General features: G+C 67.3%; 21 protein-coding genes and 1 tRNA gene. 20 read left to right on the plus strand and 2 right to left on the minus strand.

Features of this window, described 5'->3' with window-relative positions; all coding sequences use genetic code 11:
- The first annotated feature begins 94 nt into the window (after nt 1–94).
- The 12 genes from WAZ62_RS10620 to WAZ62_RS10675 all read left to right on the plus strand — a co-directional run bounded on the left by WAZ62_RS10620 (nt 95) and on the right by WAZ62_RS10675 (nt 8,099).
- Nucleotides 95–1,657, plus strand: a complete 1,563-nt coding sequence (locus WAZ62_RS10620) for a hypothetical protein (RefSeq protein WP_422643499.1) — start codon at nt 95–97, stop codon at nt 1,655–1,657.
- 1 nt (nt 1,658) lies between these two features.
- Entirely contained in the window at nt 1,659–2,522 is an 864-nt protein-coding gene (locus tag WAZ62_RS10625) for a hypothetical protein (RefSeq protein WP_422643500.1), read from the plus strand.
- Nucleotides 2,519–3,127: a hypothetical protein gene (locus WAZ62_RS10630; protein ID WP_422643501.1), complete on the plus strand. Its 609-nt coding sequence runs from the start codon at nt 2,519–2,521 to the stop codon at nt 3,125–3,127. The genes WAZ62_RS10625 and WAZ62_RS10630 overlap by 4 nt, the downstream gene beginning before the upstream one ends.
- Nucleotides 3,127–3,738 carry a hypothetical protein gene (locus WAZ62_RS10635; RefSeq protein ID WP_422643502.1) on the plus strand — a complete coding sequence of 204 codons (612 nt, stop codon included), beginning with the start codon at nt 3,127–3,129 and terminating at the stop codon, nt 3,736–3,738. The genes WAZ62_RS10630 and WAZ62_RS10635 overlap by 1 nt, the downstream gene beginning before the upstream one ends.
- 2 nt (nt 3,739–3,740) lie before the next feature.
- Entirely contained in the window at nt 3,741–4,979 is a 1,239-nt protein-coding gene (locus tag WAZ62_RS10640; protein WP_422643503.1) for a phage head spike fiber domain-containing protein, read from the plus strand.
- A gap of 49 nt (nt 4,980–5,028) precedes the next feature.
- A complete protein-coding gene (locus tag WAZ62_RS10645; protein WP_422643504.1) occupies nt 5,029–5,637 on the plus strand; it encodes a hypothetical protein in 609 nt (202 codons plus the stop codon).
- Between the two features lie 169 nt (nt 5,638–5,806).
- Nucleotides 5,807–5,974, plus strand: a complete 168-nt coding sequence (locus WAZ62_RS10650; protein ID WP_422643505.1) for a Com family DNA-binding transcriptional regulator — start codon at nt 5,807–5,809, stop codon at nt 5,972–5,974.
- A complete protein-coding gene (locus WAZ62_RS10655) occupies nt 5,967–6,746 on the plus strand; it encodes a DNA adenine methylase (protein ID WP_422643506.1) in 780 nt (259 codons plus the stop codon). Before WAZ62_RS10650 ends, WAZ62_RS10655 begins: the two co-directional genes overlap by 8 nt.
- Before the next feature lie 90 nt (nt 6,747–6,836).
- Nucleotides 6,837–7,130, plus strand: coding sequence for a hypothetical protein (locus WAZ62_RS10660; protein ID WP_422643507.1), 294 nt, complete (start codon nt 6,837–6,839; stop codon nt 7,128–7,130).
- A complete protein-coding gene (locus WAZ62_RS10665; RefSeq protein ID WP_422643508.1) occupies nt 7,127–7,303 on the plus strand; it encodes a helix-turn-helix domain-containing protein in 177 nt (58 codons plus the stop codon). Before WAZ62_RS10660 ends, WAZ62_RS10665 begins: the two co-directional genes overlap by 4 nt.
- A 102-nt stretch (nt 7,304–7,405) precedes the next feature.
- Entirely contained in the window at nt 7,406–7,807 is a 402-nt protein-coding gene (locus WAZ62_RS10670) for a hypothetical protein (protein WP_422643509.1), read from the plus strand.
- The gene (locus WAZ62_RS10675; RefSeq protein ID WP_422643510.1) at nt 7,791–8,099 is read left to right on the plus strand and encodes an HNH endonuclease; all 309 of its coding nucleotides are present in this window, start codon (nt 7,791–7,793) and stop codon (nt 8,097–8,099) included. The genes WAZ62_RS10670 and WAZ62_RS10675 overlap by 17 nt, the downstream gene beginning before the upstream one ends.
- 92 nt (nt 8,100–8,191) lie before the next feature.
- Here WAZ62_RS10675 and WAZ62_RS10680 read toward each other — a convergent pair.
- Nucleotides 8,192–8,285, minus strand: a tRNA-Ser gene (locus WAZ62_RS10680).
- 220 nt (nt 8,286–8,505) lie between these two features.
- Here WAZ62_RS10680 and fabD point away from each other — a divergent pair.
- From fabD to WAZ62_RS10710, 6 genes are all read left to right on the plus strand, one after another.
- Nucleotides 8,506–9,450 (plus strand): ACP S-malonyltransferase, encoded by a 945-nt coding sequence (gene fabD / locus WAZ62_RS10685; protein WP_422643511.1) that lies wholly within the window; start codon nt 8,506–8,508, stop codon nt 9,448–9,450.
- Nucleotides 9,451–9,461: 11 nt separating this feature from the next.
- Nucleotides 9,462–10,202 carry a 3-oxoacyl-[acyl-carrier-protein] reductase gene (gene fabG / locus WAZ62_RS10690; protein ID WP_422643512.1) on the plus strand — a complete coding sequence of 247 codons (741 nt, stop codon included), beginning with the start codon at nt 9,462–9,464 and terminating at the stop codon, nt 10,200–10,202.
- A 210-nt stretch (nt 10,203–10,412) separates the two neighbouring features.
- Nucleotides 10,413–10,649 (plus strand): acyl carrier protein, encoded by a 237-nt coding sequence (locus tag WAZ62_RS10695; RefSeq protein WP_109905704.1) that lies wholly within the window; start codon nt 10,413–10,415, stop codon nt 10,647–10,649.
- 40 nt (nt 10,650–10,689) lie between these two features.
- Nucleotides 10,690–11,952, plus strand: a complete 1,263-nt coding sequence (gene fabF / locus WAZ62_RS10700) for a beta-ketoacyl-ACP synthase II (RefSeq protein ID WP_422643513.1) — start codon at nt 10,690–10,692, stop codon at nt 11,950–11,952.
- Nucleotides 11,953–11,971: 19 nt separating this feature from the next.
- On the plus strand, nt 11,972–12,940 hold the full coding sequence (mltG, locus tag WAZ62_RS10705) for an endolytic transglycosylase MltG (RefSeq protein ID WP_422643514.1): 969 nt from the start codon (nt 11,972–11,974) through the stop codon (nt 12,938–12,940).
- Nucleotides 12,941–13,103: 163 nt separating this feature from the next.
- Entirely contained in the window at nt 13,104–16,076 is a 2,973-nt protein-coding gene (locus WAZ62_RS10710; RefSeq protein WP_422643515.1) for a hypothetical protein, read from the plus strand.
- A gap of 21 nt (nt 16,077–16,097) precedes the next feature.
- Here WAZ62_RS10710 and WAZ62_RS10715 read toward each other — a convergent pair whose 3' ends face one another.
- Nucleotides 16,098–16,865 (minus strand): SDR family NAD(P)-dependent oxidoreductase, encoded by a 768-nt coding sequence (locus WAZ62_RS10715; RefSeq protein WP_422643516.1) that lies wholly within the window; start codon nt 16,863–16,865, stop codon nt 16,098–16,100.
- 72 nt (nt 16,866–16,937) lie between these two features.
- Here WAZ62_RS10715 and WAZ62_RS10720 point away from each other — a divergent pair, with 72 nt between their 5' ends.
- Nucleotides 16,938–17,828, plus strand: coding sequence for a YicC/YloC family endoribonuclease (locus WAZ62_RS10720; protein ID WP_422643517.1), 891 nt, complete (start codon nt 16,938–16,940; stop codon nt 17,826–17,828).
- A gap of 13 nt (nt 17,829–17,841) precedes the next feature.
- Nucleotides 17,842–18,480: a guanylate kinase gene (gmk, locus tag WAZ62_RS10725; RefSeq protein ID WP_422643518.1), complete on the plus strand. Its 639-nt coding sequence runs from the start codon at nt 17,842–17,844 to the stop codon at nt 18,478–18,480.
- The last annotated feature ends 32 nt before the right edge of the window (nt 18,481–18,512 follow it).

Here is an 18,512-nt window from a genome sequence, read left to right on the forward strand (position 1 = left end):
CCGCCGCCCTGCGGCAGGAGGTCCACAGCCTCGCCCGCGAGGTCGCGGTCAGCAACACCCAGGTCACGCGCCTGGCCGCCCGGCGAGGTGCCGCATGAGCGCCACCCGCGTCGTCCTCGCCGAGGTAACCGCCACCGATGGCGTCACGATCCAGACCTTCCGCTGGACGGACACGCCGATCCGGCCTTTCGGGGCCGCCGATGCCGACCGGCCCAACGCGATCTGCGACGCCCGCATGATCGAGGGCGGCGATGTCAGCCTCGACCTTTATGCCGACCTCTCGCGCCTCGAAGGGGCGCTGGGGGCCGGGGACCTCGTGATTTCCAACGCAGACGGCGGGCTGTCCGGCTATCGCGCCTGGCGCTGGCAGGATATCGCCATCTACCTCGGCCGGGCCGCCCAGGACGGCACGCCCGACGCCTTCGCCGCCTGGACCTGCATCCTCAAGGGCCGGGTCGAGCGCCCGGTGTGGGAGGTCAACACGGATGGTCCCTCGCGCCTCCGCCTGTCGATCCACGACAAGCGCGCGGATCTCGAACAGGACGTGCAGGCGCGGCTTTATCTCGGCACCAATGTCGGCGCCACCGGCTACGAGGGCGAGGCCGATGATCTCAAGGGCAAGCCGGTGCCGCTCGCCCTGGGCGACCTGACCCGGGCCAATATCTCGCCGCCCTGGGTCAACGGCTCGACCCTGACCCTGCAGCTCAATGACGGCGGCGATTATGACACCGAGACTCTGCGCGATCGGGGCGCGGACGCCAACATGGTCCGCGCCGCCGACCTGACCGGCGCGGCCTTCGACGCGGCGGCGCCAGCCGTGACGCATTATGTCCGGGACCGGGCGCGCGGCCTCCTGAAGCTGGGCGGCACGCTGGGTGGCACCGTGACCGCCGGCCTGCGCGGCACGATCGGTGCGGGCGGCTATACCGCGGAGGCCCCCGCCCTGATCAAACGCCTGCTGGAGCGCCGGGGCTATGCCGGCGGCGAGATCGGCGCCAGCTTCGGCACGCTCGCCGCGCCCGCCGCCTGCGGCCTGTGGCTGGACAGCCCGGCGACCTATGCCGAGGCCATCGGCCAGCTCGCCCGGGGCTTCGCGGGTTACGTGCTGCCCGATCCCCTCGGTGTCTGGCAGGTCGGCCGCCTGGCGGCGCCGGCCGGGCCGGCGGCCCTCGCCATCGACCAATACAGCGTCCGCTCGATCGAGGTCGACGACAGCGAGGCCCTGGTGCCGGCGAAGAAAATCACCGTCCGATACGCCCGAAATTACACGGTGATGCGGGCGGCGGATCTCGCCGGCTCGATCATCGGCACGGCCCGCGCCCGGGAGCTGGCGGAAGAATGGCGCACGGCCGTCTGGACCTCGCCAGCCGTGGCCGCCGCCTGGCCGACCGCCCGCGAGCTGACGATCGATACGCCGCTGGTGGCCGAGGCCGATGCCCAGGCCCTGGCGGATAATCTGGGCATCCTGTTCGGGCAGATCCGGGAGAGCTGGCGCGTGGTGATCGAGCTCGATGCCGCCGCCCTTGCTCTTCGGCTGGGCGAGGACTGCGTCCAGCTCGATTACCCACCGCAGGGGATTTCCGGACTGTACCGCGTGATCGGTAAGCGCGTCATGGCACCCGCCCGTCACCTCGTCACGCTGAGACTGTGGGGCTGACATGGCGCGCGGCGCGATCCTTCATGATAACCTCGTTCTCGATGCCGGCACCGTCCTGTCCGGCGGCACCTGGGCGCTGCCGCTGGCCAACCTCCTCGATCCCCGCATGATCGCCCGGCCGGCCCGCTGCACGGTGATCGCCAACCCCGCCAATACGCGGATCGAGGTGGATTTCGGCGCCCTCAAGGCGATCAGGTGGATCGCCCTCTGCCATCACACCCTGTCGCTGCAGGCGACTGTGGCTTATCGCGCATCGACCACCTCGGGTCACACCGGCGACGTGCTGTCGGTCGCCTCCCAATTGGTCCTGGGCCGCATCGTCTCCAGCCTCTCTCTCCCGTGGGAGGAGCCCAACTTCTGGACGGGTCAGCCGCGTGTCAAGGACATTGCCGGTTACAGTCGTCATCTGGTCCTGCCGCTGACCGGCGGCACCGTCGCCCGCTACTGGCGGATAGACCTGAACGACACCGCCAACGCCGCCGGGCAGGTCGATATCGGTTACCTGATGATGGGTGACCCGATCGTCGCCGAGTATAATTTCGACCTCGGCCGCTCGCTCGGCCGGCGCTCCCGCTCGATCATCGACGAGACCCCCGGCGGCGGCATCATTGTCGATCGGCGGCGCATCGCCCGCAGCCAGGCCATGACCTGGTCGATGCTTTCGAAGGACGAGGCGATGCGGCTTTACGACATGGTGGTCAACCGCGACACGATCGACCCCGTGCTGTTCGTCCCCGATATCGAGGATACCGGGAACCTCTTCCGCGAAGCCTGGCCCGCCCGCATCACGGGCGGCGGTGAGCCGCGACGTCTCGACCGGCGTTTCTGGTCGATTTCACTCGAACTGCAAGAGGTGCTGGCATGAGCGGCTTGACCGCCCTCGAAGAGGCGGCGCGGCAGCGCCTCTCCGCCTATTACAACGGGGCGGCCTACGCCCCCTCGACCAACCCCGGCGGCCTGGCGGCCGGCGGCCACCAGACGAACTTCGAGCCGTCGCTGGAGGATATCGCCCTGGTCGGCCAGGGCCTGGCCCGCATCGCGCTCGAAGCCGGCGCGAGCGCCGCCCAGACCGCCGCCGATCTGACCTCCATCCTTGCCCTGGCGGGCCAGACCTTCGGCATCAACACCAGCCCGACCGGGGTGCCCCGCATCGCCCTGCTCGGCGCCTGTGCCTTCGTCGATCAGGCGCCAGTGCTGGTGGTGCCGATCGAGACGGCGGGTGCGCTGGTGCTGTCGCCCCACCAGACCGGCGCCATCGTCTTCAGCAACGCGGACGCGATCACGCTTCCGGCCTTTGCCGCCTGCCGGACGGGCTGGTGGTGCGAGGTCAAGAACATCCACGGGGTCACGTCCGCCAATGTCTCGGTTGTCGCGGGCGACACGATCGACGGCGGCGCCGGGCCTCTCGCCCTCGCGGCGGGGACCTCCAGGCGCATATTCCGCGCGGCGGCGGGCTGGCGGAGCATCTGATGCGGATCCCGGCGGGCCAGGTCATGCATTTCACGGAGGGGCGGCCGCCCGCCGCCGCCGATGATCAGAGCATTGGCGCCTGGCTCGGCTCGCTCTGGCTGGACACGTCGACAGGTCCCGCCACCCCGTGGATCTGCCTGTCGGCCGCGCCCGGCGCGGCGTCCTGGCTCGACCTGACGCGGGCTGCGGCCCTCGCCGGCAAGCAGCCCTTGAGCGCGGTCCTGACCGCCCTGGCGGGCTCCGCCACTGGTCTCGGCTGGGGCGCGCTGGATCTGGTCCGTCATCATCAGCTTGGCAGCGCGGCCTATCTGGCGGCCGAGACCCTGCGCCTCGGCCCGGTGATCGAGATCGCGACGAGCCTTGTGATGTCGCCCGCCGACTGCCTCAAGACCATCATCGTCACCGCCGGCAGCATCACCGTCACGCTGCCCCCCGCCGCCGCGCTGCGCGATCCCTGGCGGGTCACCGTCAAGCGGGCGGGGGCCACGGCCCTGACCATCGCGCGATCCGGCGGCGACACCATCAACCGGGTGGCCGCCGATTTGACCGTCGCGGCCGATACCGCCGTCACGCTGGTCTGTTCCAGCCCGACCAACTTCGAGGTGATCTGACCATGTCCATGCCTCCCGCCCTGCACCTTGAGTTCGTTCATTCGGCGCTGATCGACCCGCGCCTTAACTTCGCCCGGGCCTCCACCGGCACCTATATCGACCGGGATGGTGTCCTCAAGACCGCCCAGGTCAACGAGCCCCGCATCGGCTATAACCCGCTGACGCGCGAGCGCCGAGGCCTGCTGATCGAGGGTGCCCGCACCAACCTCGCCCTGCGATCCCAGGAGCTGGACAACGCCGCCTGGACCAAGTCGGCCTGCAGCATCACGGCCAATGCCGCGAGCGCCCCACAGGGCGTCGTGATCGCCGACAAGATCGTCGAGGCGGCGTCGAGCGTCAGGCACTATGTCGCCCAGTCCATCGCCTATACCGCCGGCCAAGACTATTGCTGGAGCTCGATGCTGAAACGCAGCGAGCGCAAGCGCGCGCGGGTGCGCCTGCCTTCCGGTCAGTTCAGCGCCAGCGCCTTCGTCGACGTGGACCTCTCCACTGGCGCGGTGATCGCCACCGGGGCCGGCGCCGTGCGCGGAGACTGCTGGCCGATGGGCAATGGCTGGTATCGGGCCTGGGTGGTCACCACGGCGACAGCGACGGCCTCGGGCAACGCCGAGGTGGAAATGCTCGATGACCTGTCGGCCTCGGCTTATGCCGGCGACGGCGCCTCCGGCCTCTATGCCGTCAACATGCAGTGCGAGATCGGCGCCTATCCCAGCTCATACATTCCGACTGTCCTCGGCACGGTTTCTCGGGCACCGGACATCGCGACATATCCCTTCGCCTCGCTGGCCTACAACGCCGATGCCTGCGGCCTCGTCGCGGAATGGGTCGCAGACCACGCCTACCCGTCACAGGCGGGTGTCACCCAGAGTTACTTCGTGGCGACCCTCTCGGACGGCAGCAGCAGCAATTACATCAGGTTGATGACCGATATCGGCGGACTTCCCCGGGTGGTGGTGCGCGCGGCCGCCGCGACCCAGGCGACCCTGACGGGGGCGGCGCTGGGCACCGGCACCTTGGGCAAGGCTTCGGCGGGCGTCCAAAAGGACAGCATCGTCGCTGCGTTCAGCGCCGCCGCCGTGCAGACGGATATGGCCGCCGACATGCCGGCGGGCGTCAACCAGATCACCCTGGGCGTCAGCGAGACCAGCGGCGCGCAGACCTATCTGGACGGCTATCTCCGGCGCCTGCTGTTTTTCAACAGCCGGCCGAGCGACGCCGAGATCCAGGCCATGGCAGCGTGAGGAGGCGATGATGAGGCATGTCGTGCTGACGTTCGTGGATGAGATCGAGATGGCACAGGCCCTTGAGGGCCGGGCGGAGATCGTGATGCCGGTGACCCGCTGGGCGCGGCGGCCAGACACGGCCGTCGAAGGTGATGCCGGCGAGATCGCCCCCGGCGTCACCGCGGCGATCCTCGTCGACCGGCTCCCCGCCGCGCTGGCGCCCCATGAGGTGACGGGCGCGGATGTCGAGCCGCTGCCGGCCGGCGGCCTGGTCGAGCCGCCCTCGATCGAGGGCCGCAGGCGCATCCTGCGGGCGCAGGTGGACGCCCTGCGGGCCGGGGCCGAGGCACAAGGGTGCCTGGTCGACCTGGGCGGCGGCACCGCATTTCTGGTCGACACCCGCAACGAGACCGATTTTCGCAACATTCTGGGCCTGACGAGTTTCGCCCAGATCGCGATCGCGGCCGAGGTCGGCGGCGTCCTGATCCCGTTCCGGGGCGCCGACGATATCACCCGGCCCCTGACCCCGGCACAGATGATCGCCCTCTCGCAAGCGGTCATCCTGCGCATCGCCGGCCTCTACGACGCCGCCTGGGCTCACAAGGCGGCGATCGAGGCGGCGGAGACGCATACTGCCCTGGACCTTCTCGACCTCACCACGGGCTGGCCGGCGTGATCGCCGGCACTTCCATCAGCACTCTTGCCGCTGGCCTCTGGCCGGCGGGGGACGGGGCGTTGGCGCGCCCCGAACCGCGGGCTAGTACCCCGCACGACTTCACCCGGCCAAGGCTTGGCCGTCCCGCCACCTGCTCGAACAGGCGGGGCCATAATGCGGTGATTCGCTCGTGCGCACCATTAGATGTTCCTGTAATGTTCTGTTGTTCCGGGCGGCGGCGACCGCCCGCCTGGACGGGATCGAGATCAAGTGCCGCCGCTGCGGCACGATCAATCGCTTCAGGGCCGAGAGCCCATCACCCGAGCGCCCGGGAGCGCCGGATCAAGACCATGGCTAAGCTCAGGGGCATCGTCCCCTATTTCGGCGGGAAGTCCGCGCTCGCCACCCGCCTGATCGACCGGATCGAGGCCGTCCCTCACGCCTGCTATGCGGAGCCGTTCGTGGGAGGGGGCGGTGTCATTCTTCGCCGCCAGCGGCCAGCGAAGATCGAAGCGGTAAATGATATCTCGGGTGATATCGTGACCACATTTCGTGTGGCCCAGCGCCACCCGGCCGCGCTCGTCGCGGAGCTGCGCTTTGGCATTGCCGCCCGCGCCGAATTCGAGAGGTTGCTTAAGGTCGACCCCAACACACTGACTGACATAGAGAGGGCAGCCCGTTTCATCAGCCTCCAAGGATATCGTTATGGGGCAAAGCCAACCTCCAATTCGTTCAGCCCGGGACCGCGTGCCGTTCGCGCGCGCTCGATCACGGAGATGAGGCGACACCTCATTACAGTGTCTCGCCGCCTTCAGCGTGTTGTTATCGAGAGGTTGGATTTCGAGGCGTTCATCGGCCGCTATGATACGGCCGAGACGCTTTTCTACCTCGATCCGCCCTATTGGGGCATCGAGAAGGCATACGGGCCGGGATTCGCTCGAGGCGATTTCGAGAGGCTCTCTAACTGCCTTCGCAATATCAGCGGCCGCTTCATCATGTCACTCAACGACAGGCCCGGGGTCAGAGATGTATTCCGCTGGGCCCAGATCGAGGAGATTGCGACCACGTATCATGTGGCTGGCGGCGGTTGCCAGCCCACGACGGAACTTCTGATCTCGACCCCGGCCTGACGGCCGGGGGTTCCTTGACATCGTGAATATTCGCCGTTGACAATACGCAAATTGCGTATATGATGGGGTCATCAAGCAAGGAGATCAGCAATGAGCCCCAACGACGAGGTCGAGTTCAATCAGCGATGCATTGCTTACGACCGCGAGAGGAAGATCGCGGCGATAGGGGCTACCCGCCTCACCCGGGGGCAGAGGGTGGACGGCCTCTATACGGCGCCGCGCGGTATCGAAATCCTTGCCGCCCGCTCGTGCACCGGCACGATCCCGGCGGGCATGAAATGGCGGGTCGCCGACTATAGCGGCTGGCAAACGTGGGCGCGGTCGTTCGCGGCGGCGCGAGAGGCCGTGATCGACCGCCTGCTTGATCGCTCGCGGCTGAAATGATCGGCGACAAAACCTTCGCCGAATCCCTCCGGATGTGGCGGAGCCAGATGGGCTGGAGCCAGAGTCGGGCGGCATCCGAGCTGGCCTGCTCTGTCCGCACGCTGCAGGGATGGGAGGCCGGGCGGCCTTGTGCTCACGAAGCGTCCATTCGGAAGCTGATGAGCCTGCTCTAGCTTGCCATTGAAAATGGTAGGCGGCATCGTGACGCTGCCGGAATAAATCTGCCGGCTGATCCGGCCCCGGCGCCTCGCGGGATCTCTGGGGCGGAGATGATCATGGTAAATCACCCCAACCGCTCGACCCTTAATGGCAAGCTCTGCGTCAAGAGGCAGGACGGGGCTTGGACGACCGTCGACAAAACCATCAGCAAGTATCTTGCCGACCTCGGCCTCCCCGAAGGGCGGGGCGACGGTCCCTTTGACACTGCTCGCGGTATCCTCGCCGCCGCCTATTACGGCTACGCTGTGCGGGGCGAAAATGGGAGGGCGAGGAGCCTTCTCGAGGTCAGCGGCGACGTCTATGACATGTGGATCAGCGGCGAGCCCATTCCGGAAGCCGTTGACGCCTCCGAGGGATCGACGGCGGTGCTTCGCGCCTTCGTCGATCCCCGCGACGGTAGCATTAACCACGCTGCCCTCCGGGAGGCCGCGCTGCTGTATCTTGAAAAACATCGCTGATCTTCACCGGGAGGCTGGCGGTCGCTGTTCGTACTGCGACCGCCTGACCTATCTTACGGCAGGCGAGGGCGGTCTTGACGCTCTGGCGGTGCGCGAACACCGTATTCCCAGGTCCCGAGGGGGCGGCAATCAGGCCTCCAATATCGCTTTATCGTGCTACCGCTGCGACCAGATTAAGGGGCGGTCGACCGATGACGAATTTCTCGACCGCTTGGCTCGCGACCGGCGGCGGGAAATGGACGCCATCTGGCGAACAAATCTCAAGCGGCAAGACGAAGGCGGCGCCGACTAAAGCCGGCAGTTCATGTGCTCAAAATGCTCGGCGCCTGTGCTCAAAATGCTCGGCGCGCTACACCCTCGCGACAATGACCCCTTGCGTGGGGTTGGCGGAGTCGGAGGGATTCGAACCCTCGATAGGGGTTTAAGCCCCTATAACGGTTTAGCAAACCGCCGCCTTCAGCCGCTCGGCCACGACTCCGCACTGGAGCGGCCTGTGTAGCCAAGCCGCCCGGGGAAGTCAAACGATAGACGCAAGGGGCGTGGCGAAGAATTGCGGGGGCCGGAATGGACCCGCGCGGTGTCCTGTCGCGCGCTTCCGGGGGCGATAGTCCGGCCTTGGCGGTACACTTCCTTGACAGGGGCCGCCAGCACGGGCAAACACCCGGCGCAGCGGGTCACTGGAAACAGGTTCAAACAATATGCATCGCGCCTTCACCTTTCCCGGCCAGGGATCGCAATCGGTCGGCATGGGACGGGAAATTCACGATGCCTTTCCGGTCGCCCGTGAGGTCTTCGAGGAAATCGACGACACCCTCGGCCAGAAGCTGTCGGCCCTGTGCTTTTCCGGCCCCGCCGAGGAGCTGAACCTGACCGAGAACACCCAGCCGGCGCTGATGGCTGTCAGCCTCGCGGTCTGGCGGGTGATCGAAGCGGAATCCGGCAAGACATTCTCCGATATCGTCGATTTCGCCTGCGGTCACAGCCTCGGCGAATATTCGGCGCTCTGCGCGGCGGGCGCCCTGTCGATCGCCGACACGGCGCGGGCGCTGCGCATCCGTGGCCGGGCCATGCAGGAAGCGGTGCCGGTCGGCGTCGGCGGCATGGCCGTGTTGCTGGGCATCGAGTTCGAGGCGGCCCAGGCCGTCGCCGCCGAAGTGTCGACCGCGCGGGAATTCGTCGCCGCCGCCAATGACAACGGCGGCGCGCAGGTGGTCATTTCCGGCCACAAGGCCGCGCTGGAGCGGGCCGGGGCCCTGGCCCTCACGCGCGGCGCCAAGCGGGTGATGCCGCTGTCGGTCAGCGCGCCCTTCCATTGCGACCTGATGCAGCCCGCCGCCGACGTGATGCGCGACGCCCTCGACCGGATCACGATCCTGCCGCCTTCGGTGCCGATCATCGCCAATGTGACGGCGGCCCCTGTCAGCGACCCGGAAGAGATCAAGGAATTGCTGATCCGCCAGGTCACGGGGGCGGTGCGCTGGCGCGAATCCGTCCTGCGCCTGAAGGCCGAAGGCGCGCAGACCCTTTACGAAGTGGGCGCCGGCAAGGTACTGACCGGTCTCGTCAAGCGCATCGACAAGGATCTGTCGGGCGCCACCGTCGGCACGCCGGCGGAAATCGAAGCCTTCCTCAAGACCCTTTGAAGGATCAAGTCATGTTCGATCTTTCCGGCAAGGCAGCCCTCGTCACCGGCGCCTCGGGCGGCATCGGCGCGGCCATCGCCCGCGCCCTCCATGGCGCGGGGGCCACGGTCGGCCTTTCGGGCCGCAAGGTCGAAGCCCTCGAATCGCTGGCGGCCGAACTCGGCGGCGAGCGGGTGCAGGTGCTGCCGGGCGAACTCGGCGACGCGGCCCAGATCGAGGCCCTGGCCGAAAAGGCCGAAAGCGCCCTCGGCCAGGTCGATATCCTGGTGAACAACGCGGGGTTGACCCGCGACATGCTGTTCATGCGCCTGTCGGACGAGATGTGGGACGAGGTGATCGCGGTCAATCTGACCGGCACCTTCCGCCTCACCCGCGCCATTTCCAAGGGGATGATGCGCCGCCGCTACGGCCGCATCATTTCCGTCACCTCGGTCGTCGGCGCCATGGGCAACGCCGGCCAGGCGAATTATGCTGCCTCCAAGGCGGGCCTCGTCGGGATGAGCAAGTCGCTGGCGCAGGAAATCGCGACGCGCAACGTCACGGTGAACTGCGTGGCGCCCGGTTTCATCGCCACGGCGATGACCGACGTGCTGAACGACAAGATCAAGGAAGCGACGCTGGCCAAGATTCCAGCCAATCGATTCGGCAAGCCCGAGGACGTGGCGGCGGCCGTCGCCTTCCTCGCTTCGGGCGAAGCCGGGTATATCACCGGTCAGACCATTCACGTGAATGGCGGCATGGCCATGATCTGACCCGAAAAGGCGCGGAATTCCGCCCGGTGGCGGCGCTGGCAAAGGTCGTGCGATTATGTTACGAAGCCAGCCGTCGGTTGCCGGAAGGATACGCGCCGGTCGCGGCCTGGTCGCCGGGACCGCCACGGTTTGGCGGCATCGGGAAGCCAGCTGCTTCGGGGCATCAACAGACTGGCGTCAAGGCGCCGTGTTTAGAGCAGGGGAAATGGAATGAGCGATATTGCCGAGCGCGTAAAGAAGATCGTTGTCGAACACCTCGGCGTCGACGAGGACAAGGTGGTCGAGACCGCCAGCTTCATCGACGATCTGGGCGCGGACTCGCTCGATCAGGTTGAACTGGTCATGGCGTTCGAAGAAGAATTCGGCGTCGAGATCCCGGATTCGGCCGCTGAGAAGATCCAGACGGTCAAGGACGCGATCTCCTTCATCCAGGAAAACGTCGCCTGATTCAGGCGACGTATCCCGCACAGTCGCGCGCAGACCTCCCATGAGGCGCGTCGTCGTCACCGGACTCGGCCTGGTTACCCCGCTGTCAAGCGGGGTCGAGGAGACGTGGACCCGTCTTCTCGCCGGCCAGTCGGGCATCCGGCCCATCACCACCTTCGATGTTTCCGACCTGTCGACCAAATACGCGGCCAATGTGCCGCGGGGCGACGGGACCGACGGCACCTTCAATCCCGACGAGTGGATGGAGCCGAAGGAACAGCGCAAGGTCGATGACTTCATCATTTACGCCGTCGCCGCGGCGACCCAGGCCGTGCGGGACGCCGGTTGGGAATCGCCCTCGGCGGAAGAGGCGCTGCGCACGGGCGTGCTCATCGGCTCCGGCATCGGCGGCCTGAACGGCATCGCCGAGGCGGCTCTCCTGCTGCAGGAGAAGGGGCCCCGGCGCATCAGCCCGTTCTTCATTCCGGGGCGGCTGATCAACCTGGCTTCCGGCCATGTCTCGATCAAATATGGCTTCAAGGGGCCGAACCATGCGGTCGTCACCGCCTGTTCGACCGGCGCGCACGCGATCGGCGATGCCGCCCGCCTGATCGCGCTCGAAGACGCGGATGTCATGATCGCGGGCGGGACCGAAGGGGCCCTCTGCCGTCTCGGCATCGCCGGCTTCGCCGCCGCGCGCGCCCTGTCCTCGGATTTCAACGACGATCCGGTCAAGGCTTCGCGGCCTTGGGATCGGGACCGTGACGGTTTCGTCATGGGCGAGGGCGCCGGCATCGTCGTCCTCGAGGAATACGAGCACGCCAAGGCCCGCGGCGCCAGGATCTATGGCGAAATCAAGGGCTATGGCCTGTCGGGCGACGCCTATCACATCACCGCGCCTTCCGAGGACGGCGATGGCGGCTTCCGGTCGATGCAGGCGGCTCTGAAGCGGGCGGGTCTCCAGCCCTCCGACATCGATTACGTCAACGCCCATGGCACGTCCACCATGGCCGACGTCATCGAGTTCGGCGCGGTCAAGCGTCTGTTCGGCAACGCCGCGGGCGCGGTCTCCATGTCGTCGACCAAGTCGTCGATCGGTCACCTGCTCGGCGCGGCCGGCTCGGTCGAGGCGATCTTCTGCCTGCTGGCCCTGCGCGACCAGATCGCGCCGGCGACCCTCAACCTGGATAATCCGGCCGACACGGTGGAGGGCATCGATCTGGTGCCGCATACGCCGAGGAAACGGGAAATCCGGGCCGCCCTGTCGAATTCCTTCGGCTTCGGCGGCACCAATGCGTCTCTGGTCCTGACCAGGGTCGACTGACCGGCGGGCGCGCACCTCCATGCTGCGCGCCCTCTTGTCGGGCCTCTTCGGGCTCGCCCTCCTCGCGGGGGCGGCCGTCCTCTACGTCTATTACGAGATGCAGCGCGCCGGCCCCTCGATGGAGCCGGTGACGGTGATCATCGAACGCGGCACCGGCGTCGAGGGGATCGGCGCGATCCTCGAGACGGCGGGTGTCCTGCGCTCGCGCTACTGGATGATGGCGGCCAGCGTCGCCCCCGGCGACGAGCGGCCGCTGCAGGCCGGCGAATATGAAATCCCGCCCGGCGCCAGCGCCCTCGCCATCGCCCGCCTGCTGCGCGACGGCAAGGTGGTCGTGCACCGCCTGACCGTGCCCGAGGGCATGGCGGTGGCCGAGATCATGACATTGGTCGGCGATACCGCCGCCCTGACCGGCAGTCTGCCGCCGGCCCCGCCCGAAGGCAGCCTGCTGCCCGAGACCTATAATTTCACCAGGGGCGAGAATCGCTCGGCCATGATCGACCGGATGCGCCAGGCGATGACCGAGGAACTGGCGGCCGCCTGGGCCGCGCGCGGCGACGATCTGCCCTTCTCGACCCCCGAACAGGCCCTGGTGCTGGCCTCGATCATCGAGAAGGAAACCGCCCTCGACCGCGAGCGGCGCCATATCGCCGGGGTTTTCGTCAACCGCCTGCGGCGGGGCATGAGGCTGCAGTCCGACCCCACGGTGATCTATGGCATCACCCGGGGCAGCGGCCGCCTCGGCCGGGAGCTGTCCCGCGGCGACCTGACGGCGCCGACCGAATACAACACCTACACGATCACCGGCCTGCCCCCCGGCCCGATATCCAGCCCGGGACGGGATTCCTTGCGCGCCGCGGTCAACCCGCAGAAGACCGACGATCTCTATTTCGTCGCCGACGGCACGGGCGGCCATGCCTTCGCTTCGACGCTCGATGACCACAATCGAAACGTGAAGCGCTGGCGGGACAGTCAGGCGCGGAAATAGCCCATCGGCACACTTCATGTGTGCGGAACCGCCGGTTCGTGATTGCGTGGGGTTGTGACGGCGGTCACCGTCGGGCGCCCCCGTTTCCCCTTAGCGTCCTCCCTCGTCAGGAATCGGGCCAGACCATCGATGCGTCGGCCCGACAGATAAGGGGCTAGAAACGATGGTTGCATATAGCGGCACCAACGGCATTGACAAGATCAACGTGACGACCGCCTACGATCAGTACAATGGTCTCGGCGGCGACGATGTCTTCACCGTCAAATCCTTCTCGGGCACCGTGAATATCAACGGCGGCAGCGGCGTCGATACCGTGAGATTCGCCACGGGCACGGCCTTCGCCAGCCTCAAGCTCGATGCCGCCGCCTCGGTCGAGGTGCTGGACTTCGATTATTACACGGTGCGCGGCACTTCGGCCGCCAATCTGTTCGATCTCTCCGGCATCACCGGCGTGCTGAACCAGCGTGCCTTCGATCTCGGCGCGGGGGACGACAGTTTCATCGGCAGCACGGTCGAGGACCTCGCCTATGGTGGCGCGGGCGCCGATAACCTGCAGGGCGGCGACGGTGACGATATCCTGAGCGGCGATGCCGGCGACGACGTGCTGAGCGGTGGCGCGGGCGACGATACGTTCGAAATCCTGGGCACCACGGGCAATGACACGTTCGATGGCGGCACCGGCACCGATCAGGTGAAGCTGACGAGCACCAGCTATGTGCAGAACCTGACGCTCGGCACCGGAAACTCGGTCGAGGTGCTGGATTTCGCCGGCTATTCGCTTTACGGCTCCAGCGGCGCCGATGCCTTCGACCTGCGTGGCATCCAGGCCTTCCTCAACCAGCGCCAGATCGATCTCGGCGCGGGCAACGACAGTTTCATCGGCTCGTCGGTGGCCGATCAGGTCACCGGCGGCGACGGCAACGACATCATCCGCGGCGGCGCGGGGGGCGACGTGCTGGCGGGTGGCAAGGGCGACGACCAGCTTCTGGGCGAAGCGGGCGACGATATCCTCGAGATCAGCGGCATTCCGGGGGCGGATGTTTTCGATGGCGGCGCCGGCCTCGACCGGGTGCGCTTGTCCGGCTCGGTGACCGCCAACAGCCTCACCATCGGCACGGCCGCCTCGGTCGAGATTCTCGATTTCAGCAGCTATTACCTGAGCGGCACCAGCGGCGCCGATGCCTTCGACATCCGGGGCATCCAGTCCTTCGTCAATCAGCGCACCATCGACCTTGGCGATGGCAACGACAGTTTCATCGGCTCGCAGACCGATGACGATGTCTTTGGCGGCACGGGCGTCGACACCCTGAAGGGCGGCGCGGGCGATGACGTGATCAATGGCGGCGAAGGCGACGACAAGCTCTATGGCGAAGCCGGCGACGACACCTTCCTGATCAGCGGCAGTCCCGGCAACGACAGCTTCAGCGGCGGCGCCGGGCTCGACCGGGTGAAGCTGGCGGCCTCGGCGACGGTGACGAAACTGACCATCGGCTCCACGGCCGGGGTCGAGATCCTCGACTTCAACAATTATTACCTCAGCGGCACCACGGGCGCCGATCGCATCGACATCAGCGGCATCTCGACCATCTACAACCAGCGCACGATCAACCTCGACAATGGCAATGACGTCTTCGTCGGCTCCCTCACGGCGGATGACGTGAATGGTGGCGACGGCACCGACACGCTCTATGGCGGCGCGGGCAACGACGTGCTGAACGGCGGTCTCGGCAACGACAAGCTCTACGGCGAGGATGGCGACGATATCCTGCTGATCAACGGCGTGCCGGGGGCGGATACGTTCAACGGCGGCGCGGGGTTCGACCGGGTGAAGCTGGCGGCTTCGGTGACGGCGAGCGATTTCACCGTCCTGGCCTCCCATTCGGTCGAGGTCTTCGACTTCAACGGCTACTACTTCAACGGCACCAGCCAGGCCGACACGATCAACCTCAGCGGCATTTCCTCCTATGCCGGGCGGCGCATGATCGATCTCGACAATGGCGACGACAGCTTCATTGGTGCCGCGGCGGCCGACGATGTGAACGGCGGCGCGGGCGCGGATACGATCCGTGGCGGTGCCGGCAACGACCTGCTGAACGGCGGCGCGGGCGACGACCAGCTCTTCGGCGAGGCGGGCGACGATATCCTGCTGATCAACGGGACGCCGGGCGCCGATGTCTTCAACGGCGGCGACGGCCTCGACCGGGTGAAGCTGGCAGGCAGCGTCAATGCCCAGTCCCTGACCATCGGCACCATGGCCTCGGTCGAGATTCTCGATATGGGCAACTATTACCTGAACGGTACCACGGGCGCCGACCGCATCGACATCAGCGGCGTCTCGACCATCTACAATCAGCGCACGATCAATCTCGACAATGGCGACGACATCTTCATCGGCTCCCTGGCCGACGACGACGTGAACGGCGGCGAAGGGGCGGATTCCTTGAGCGGTGGCGCGGGTGACGACGTGCTGAACGGCGGTATCGGCAATGATACGCTGACCGGCGGCGAGGGGAACGATACCTTCCTGATCTCGACCAATGCCGGGGCCGACATTTTCGACGGCGGCGCCGGGCTCGACCGGGTCCGTCTCGCCGCCTCGGTCGAATTGTCGAGCTTCACCATCGGCGCCGGGGCCTCGGTCGAAAGGCTCGATTTCTCGAGCTATTACCTCAGCGGCACCAGCGGCGCCGACCGCTTCGATATCCGGGGCGTGCAGTCCTTCGTCAACCAGCGCCAGATCGATCTGGGGGCCGGCGACGATGTCTTCATCGGCTCGGCCGCGGGCGACAATGTGTTGGGCGGTGCCGGCGCCGACACGCTGAAGGGCGGGCTCGGCAAGGACAAGCTCTATGGCGGTGCCGGGGCCGATACGCTGGAAGGCGGCGACGGACGGGACAGTTTCTACTTCAAGGCCGGGGAAGCCGCTGGCGACAAGATCCTCGACTTCGACGGTGCCGGCGCGAACACGGGCGACATGCTCTATTTCACCGGCTACGGCAGCGCCGCCGGCGGGGCGAAAGTGGCCCAGGTCGATGCTACCCATTGGCGCGTGACCTCGGCCGACGGCTCGGTCAACGAAGTGATCGAATTCGCCAACGGGGCCACGGTCCACGCCAGCGACTTCATCTTCATGTGAGGGCCATGGCGCGGCGGCGGCTCAACCCCGCCGCGCCATCAGCGCCGCCACCAGCCCCTGCGGCAGAAGATTGACCAGCTTCAGGCCGGCGACCAGCGGCCAGGGGAAGGCGATGCGGGCGGTATTCCGGGCAAGGCCGCGGGCGATATGCACCGCGGCCCTGTCCACACGCCACAGGAAGGGCATGGGGAAGTCGTTCTTGGCGGTCAGGTCGGTTTCGACGAAGCCGGGGCAGATCACATTGACCCGGATCCCCTCCCGCGCCGCTTCGGCCCGCAAGCCCTCGCCGAAGACCCGCAGGGCGGCCTTCGAGGCGCAATAGGGCGCGGCGCCCGGCCCGCCCTGGAAACCGGCCAGCGAGGCGACGAGGGCGATCTGCCCCGCCCGTCTGGGCAGCATGTGGTCGAGGGCGAGAAGGGCGGTCTCCACCGCCGCGTCGATGTTGATCGCGAATATCCGGCGCGCCGCCCGCCGCAGGTCGCCGAGGCCCTTGTTGGTATCGCCGATCCCGGCGTTGACGATCACGAGATCGAGCGGGGCCATCGCCTCCGCCCGCTCGAAGAAGGCGGCGAGGGCGCCGTCGTCGGTCACGTCGAAACTGCCGGTCACCACCCGGGCGCCCCGGGCCTCGACCTCGCCCGCGACATGCTCGAGCGCGGCGGCATCCCGCCCGCAGAGCGCGAGCACGACCCCTGGCCCCGCGTAAGCACGGGCGAGGGCGGCGCCGATGCCCCGGCTGGCGCCGGTGATGAGGATGGCGCGGGGCGTCGTCGTCGCAGATCGGGTCATGGTTCGCTTGTCCTTCCGTCGCCCGCAGTGTAAGAGCCCAGCACTTCAAGTCGAAGATCGAAGGAGTGACCCATGGGCCTGCAGAGCATGACCGGTTTCGCCCGCGTCAGCGGCCCCCTGGGAAGTGGCGAATGCATTTTCGAGGCGAAGTCGGTGAACGGCCGCGGGCTCGAGATCCGCATGCGCCTGCCGAACGGTTTCGAGCGGCTGGAGCGTCTGTTGCGCGATGTCGCGGCCAGGCGCCTGAAGCGCGGCAATCTGCAGATCCAGATGAATGTGCTGGGCGGCGAGACGGTGGCCCCGCCGCGCATCGACGGCGAAATCCTTCGCCAATATCTCGACATCGCTCGCGACCTCGCCGTCGCCAACGGCCTCGAGGCGCCCCGGATCGAGGCGCTGATGAGCCTGCCCGGCGTCATCGCCAGGGCCGAAAGCGCCCGCGACCCCGAGGAGGAAGAGGGGCAGGATGCCGCCTGCCTCGCCCTGTTCGAGCAGGCCGTGGAGGCGCTTCACGCCGCCCGCGCGGCCGAGGGGCGCCATCTGGAAGCGGCGCTGGCGGTCCATCTCGATGATATCGAGCGGCTGACCGCCGCGGCCGAGGCCCAGGCCGCGACCCAGCCCGCCGCCCTGCGCGACCGGCTTTCGGCCCAGCTGGCCGATGTCCTGAAGGACAAGGCCGGCCAGGTCTCGGCCGAGCGGCTGGCGCAGGAAGTCGCCATGCTGGCGGTGAAGGCCGATGTCCGCGAGGAAATCGATCGCCTGCGCGCCCATGTCTCGGAAGCGCGCAAGCTGCTGAAACAGGGCGACGGGGTGGGCCGCCGGCTCGACTTCCTCGCCCAGGAATTCAACCGCGAGGCCAATACGCTGTGCTCCAAATCGACCGACGTCGAGTTGACGCGCATCGGCCTCGACCTCAAGACCAGCGTCGACCGCCTGCGCGAGCAGGTGCAGAACGTCGAGTGATCAGGACATCATCATGGCTTCCCACGGGATCGATCGTCGCGGTCTGATGCTGGTGCTGTCGTCGCCTTCGGGCGCGGGCAAGACCACGATTTCGCGCCGCCTGCTCGAACGCGAGCCCCGCCTTGAAATGTCCGTCTCGGTAACGACAAGGCCGCGCCGCCCGGGCGAGGTCGAGGGCAAGGACTACTGGTTCATCAGCCCGGCCGAGTTCAATATCATGGCCGACGAGAAGAAATTGCTCGAATGGGCCAAGGTCTTCGGCAATCACTACGGCACGCCCAAGGGCCCGGTGAGTGACGCCCTGGCCGCCGGCCGCGACGTGCTGTTCGACATCGACTGGCAGGGCACCCAGCAGCTGGAGGAACATGCCAGGGACGATCTCGTCTCGATCTTCATCCTGCCGCCCTCGACCCGGGAGTTGGAGCGCCGCCTGCGCCAGCGCGCCCAGGACCCGGAAGATGTCGTCGCCGCCCGCATGGCCAAGGCGTCCGACGAGATCAGCCATTGGGCCGAATATGATTATGTCGTCCTCAACGAGAATGTGGATCACACGCTCGAACAGGTGCGGGCGATCCTCCATGCCGAGCGCCTGAGGCGCAGGCGCCAGACCGGCCTTGGCGATTTCGTCAAGCGCCTGCGCGACGGCGTGTAAGCCTGCCCACGTCTCGAAGATAGGCGACCGCG

The organism is Zavarzinia sp. (genome assembly GCF_049306435.1).
GTDB lineage: Bacteria > Pseudomonadota > Alphaproteobacteria > Zavarziniales > Zavarziniaceae > Zavarzinia.